Origin of the sequence: Streptomyces sp. H27-H1 (assembly GCF_026627445.1) — a bacterium.
Taxonomy (GTDB): Bacteria; Actinomycetota; Actinomycetes; order Streptomycetales; family Streptomycetaceae; genus Streptomyces.
In genome coordinates, this window is the sequence record NZ_JAPNLJ010000115.1 from 1 (window position 1) to 3,923 (window position 3,923).

Annotated in this window: 2 protein-coding genes; both read left to right on the plus strand. The window is 68.2% G+C overall.

The features are described 5' to 3' along the window. Positions 1 to 536 precede the first annotated feature (536 nt). Positions 537 to 2,066 carry a cellulase family glycosylhydrolase gene (locus OTB20_RS41815; protein ID WP_267825135.1) on the plus strand — a complete coding sequence of 510 codons (1,530 nt, stop codon included), beginning with the start codon at positions 537 to 539 and terminating at the stop codon, positions 2,064 to 2,066. Positions 2,067 to 2,081: 15 nt separating this feature from the next. Next, complete coding sequence (locus OTB20_RS41820; RefSeq protein WP_267825136.1) at positions 2,082 to 3,854, plus strand: glycoside hydrolase family 6 protein; 1,773 nt, start codon at positions 2,082 to 2,084, stop codon at positions 3,852 to 3,854. Positions 3,855 to 3,923 lie beyond the last annotated feature (69 nt).

Genomic DNA, 3,923 nt, shown 5'->3' on the forward strand with positions numbered 1-3,923 from the left:
GGCATCGCGTTCCGCTTCGACAAGACGCCAGAGAGCTACGAGGCCGGCCTGCATCTGTGTGGTGCGATGCTCTGGCTCCGCAGCATCGCACCACATTCATGATCTGAACTCCAGACAGGACCTAGGGGCGATCCTCCCGGAGGGGCAGCGGAACAGGACGAGCCGGGGCGCCAACCCGCTTTCCGTCCGGGTCGGTTCGCAGGCGGGCCGCGTGTCCGTCGGCCGGCAGGGTCCGACCTGACGCGTGGTCCCGGCAATTGGCGTTTCTGCATGCGGATGTTCTCCTCTCGACTCGGGAAAGTGGAGATGCGCGAAGGGCATGGGAACAAGCTCCGAACCAGTGGGAGCGCTCCCACTGTGCAGACGGGACGCAACGGCGTCAAGACGTGCGAAGAGTCGAAGGCATTCCTCAGGGAATTTTGCCAACCCCCCTTTTGCTCAAGTGGAGTTGCCGCTACGGTCTGGCCCCAACCAGTGGGAGCGATTCCGTCAGTCGGCGCGCCGCAGAAGCGTGCCCTCGCTGCAAGGACTCGCTCATGCGACATCCCCCCCACCCATTCGCGCTGCTCACCGGGGTAGCGCTCCTGGTGGCGAGCTGCGCGCTCGCCACCACGGGTTCGGCCGCAGGAGCCTCGGCCGCCCCGTCCTGCACGGTCACGTACTCGGTCGTCGGCCAATGGGCCGGCGGATTCCAGGGTGCCGTCACCGTCACCAACAACGGCTCCGCGCTGAACGGCTGGAGCCTCGGCTTCGGCTTCCCCTCCGCTCAGACCCTCAGTCAGGGCTGGGGCGCCAAGTGGTCCCAGACCGGCACGTCCGTCACAGCCGTGAACGAGGGCTGGAACGCGACGCTGGGCACCGGCGCGAGCGTGACGGCCGGCTTCATCGCCTCGTGGTCGGGCGCCAACACGGCGCCCGGGGCGTTCACGCTCAACGGCGCCGCCTGCACCACCGGATCCGGACCCGACCCCACACCTACACCTACACCTACACCTACACCTACACCTACACCTACACCCACCCCTACACCGACGCCCACCGATCCACCCGAGTCCGGGGCGCCCGAACTGAGCGTCACCGGCAACCGCCTCACCGACCGGAACGGTGCCACCCGACGCCTCCTCGGCGTCAACCGCTCCGGGGGCGAGTTCATGTGCGTCCAGGGGAACGGTATCTTCGACGGTCCCGTCGACGACGCCTCGGTGCGCGCCATCGCCGACTGGCAGGCCAACACCGTCCGCATTCCCCTCAACGAGGAGTGCTGGCTCGGCGTCGACACCGTCAAGCCCGAGTACCGGGGTACGCAGTACATCGACGCCGTCAAGGGCCTGGTCAGCCGGGTACTAGCCCAAGGCATGACCCCGGTCGTCGAACTGCACTGGACGTACGGCCAGTACACCGGCAACTCCTCGGGCTGCGCCGACGTGCACGCCACCTGCCAGAAGCCGATGCCCGACGCCCAGTACTCCCCGGCGTTCTGGACCTCGGTGGCGAACACCTTCAAGAGCGACCGGCGGGTCGTCTTCGACCTGTTCAACGAGCCGTATCCGGACCGGGCCACCTCCACCAGCACCCAGGCATGGGCCTGTTGGCGTGACGGCGGTTCGTGTCCCGGCATCGGCTACGAGGTCGCCGGCATGCAGGACCTGGTCGACTCGGTGCGCGCCACCGGGGCCCGCAATGTCGTCCTCGTTCCCGGCATCGCCTACTCCAACGACCTGAGCCAGTGGCTCGCCCACTCCCCCACCGACCCGACGGGCCAGCTCGCCGCGGCCTGGCACATATACAACTTCAACACCTGTTCCAACGAGGCTTGTTGGGACTCAACTCTCACCCCTGTCGCCGCCCGGGTCCCCCTCGTGGCGGGCGAGATCGGCGAGAACACCTGCGGACACGCGTTCATCGACCGCGTCATGGCGTGGTTCGACGCCCGCGCCCTCTCGTATCTCGGCTGGACCTGGAACACCTGGAACTGCTCCTCGGGACCAGCCCTGATCACCTCGTACGACGGCACCCCCACCACATTCGGCATCGGACTGCGCGACCACCTGCGCGCCCAGAACTGAAAGGCACACCCCACCATGAGCCGCACACTTGCCCGCACGACTCCCCCCGCACGTTCGCGTACGACCGGCCGCACCGCCCTGCTGGCGGCCATCGGCCTGATCACGGCGACCGGCGCCACCGCCACGGTCATGGCCTCCACGGCGGGAGCGGCCGCCGCCGGCTGCAAGGTCGAGTACCAGATCACCAACCAGTGGAACACCGGCTTCGGCGCCAACGTGATCGTCACCAACACTGGTGACCCGGTCTCCGCCTGGACCCTCGAGTGGTCCTACGCGAACGGCCAGCAGGCGACCCAGGGCTGGAACGCCACGATCACCCAGTCCGGGGCCGCCGTGACGGCCAAGAACCTTTCGTACAACGGGGCCCTGGCGACGGGTGGTTCGACGTCCTTCGGGTTCAACGGTTCGCACACCGGGACGAACACCGTACCCGCGACCTTCAAGCTCAACGGGGTCACCTGCAACGGCGCCATCGACCCGACCCAGCCGCCGACCACGCCCCCGACGACACCCCCCACCACGCCGCCGCCGTCCGGGACCAAGGCCGACAACCCCTACGCCGGCGCCAAGGTGTACGTGAACCCCGAATGGTCCGCCAAGGCCGCCGCCGAGCCGGGCGGCACCAAGGTCTCGAACCAGCCCACGGGTGTCTGGCTGGACCGCACCGCCGCCATCGCGGGCGCGAACGGCTCGATGGGGCTGCGCGCCCACCTGGACGCGGCACTGGCGCAGAAGGGCAGCGGCGAGCTCGTCGTCCAACTGGTCATCTACAACTTGCCCGGCCGGGACTGCTCCGCGCTCGCCTCCAACGGCGAACTGGGCCCCACCGAGATCGACAAGTACAAGACCCAGTACATCGACCCGATCGCCACCATCCTCGCCGACTCCAAGTACGCGGGGCTGCGGATCGTCACCACGGTCGAGATCGACTCCCTGCCGAACCTCGTCACCAATGTCTCCGGGCGTCCGACGGCGACCGCCAACTGCGACGTGATGAAGACCAACGGCAACTACGTCAAGGGTGTCGGCTACGCCCTGAACAAGCTGGGATCGATCGCCAACGTCTACAACTACGTGGACGCCGGTCACCACGGCTGGCTCGGCTGGGACGACAACTTCGGCGCCTCCGCGGAGATGTTCAAGCAGGCGGCCACGGCCGAGGGCTCCACGATCTCCAAGGTGCACGGCTTCATCGTGAACACGGCCAACTACAGCGCTCTGAAGGAGGACTACTTCAAGATCGAGGACTCCGTCAACGGCACCTCCGTACGCCAGTCGAAGTGGGTCGACTGGAACCGCTACACGGACGAGCTGTCGTACGCCCAGGCCATGCGGACCAAGCTGGTCTCGCTGGGCTTCGACACGAACCTCGGCATGCTGATCGACACCTCCCGCAACGGCTGGGGCGGCACGGCCCGGCCGGCCGGTCCCGGCGCGCTGACGAGCGTGGACACGTACGTCAACGGCGGTCGCTACGACCGGCGCATCCACCTCGGCAACTGGTGCAACCAGTCGGGCGCCGGCCTCGGCGAACGGCCGCAGGCAGCGCCCGCCGCGGGCATCGACGCCTACGTGTGGATCAAGCCTCCGGGCGAGTCGGACGGGGCGAGCAAGGAGATCCCGAACGACGAGGGCAAGGGCTTCGACCGGATGTGCGACCCGACGTACACGGGCAACGTGCGCAACGGCAACAGCATGTCGGGCTCCCTCCCGAACGCGCCGCTGGCGGGCCAGTGGTTCTCGGCCCAGTTCCAGGAGCTCATGAAGAACGCCCACCCGGCGCTGTGACCCACCGCCGCTGACGCGGCCGCGCCCCGCTCATGAGCCGGCGCCGTACGGAACCCGCGGGTTCCGTAC

Bases quoted from the DNA above. Each gene is read 5' to 3' on its own strand.
- OTB20_RS41815 (WP_267825135.1), top strand. From the start codon at position 537: ATGCGACATCCCCCCCACCCATTCGCGCTGCTCACCGGGGTAGCGCTC.
- OTB20_RS41820 (WP_267825136.1), top strand. From the start codon at position 2,082: ATGAGCCGCACACTTGCCCGCACGACTCCCCCCGCACGTTCGCGTACG.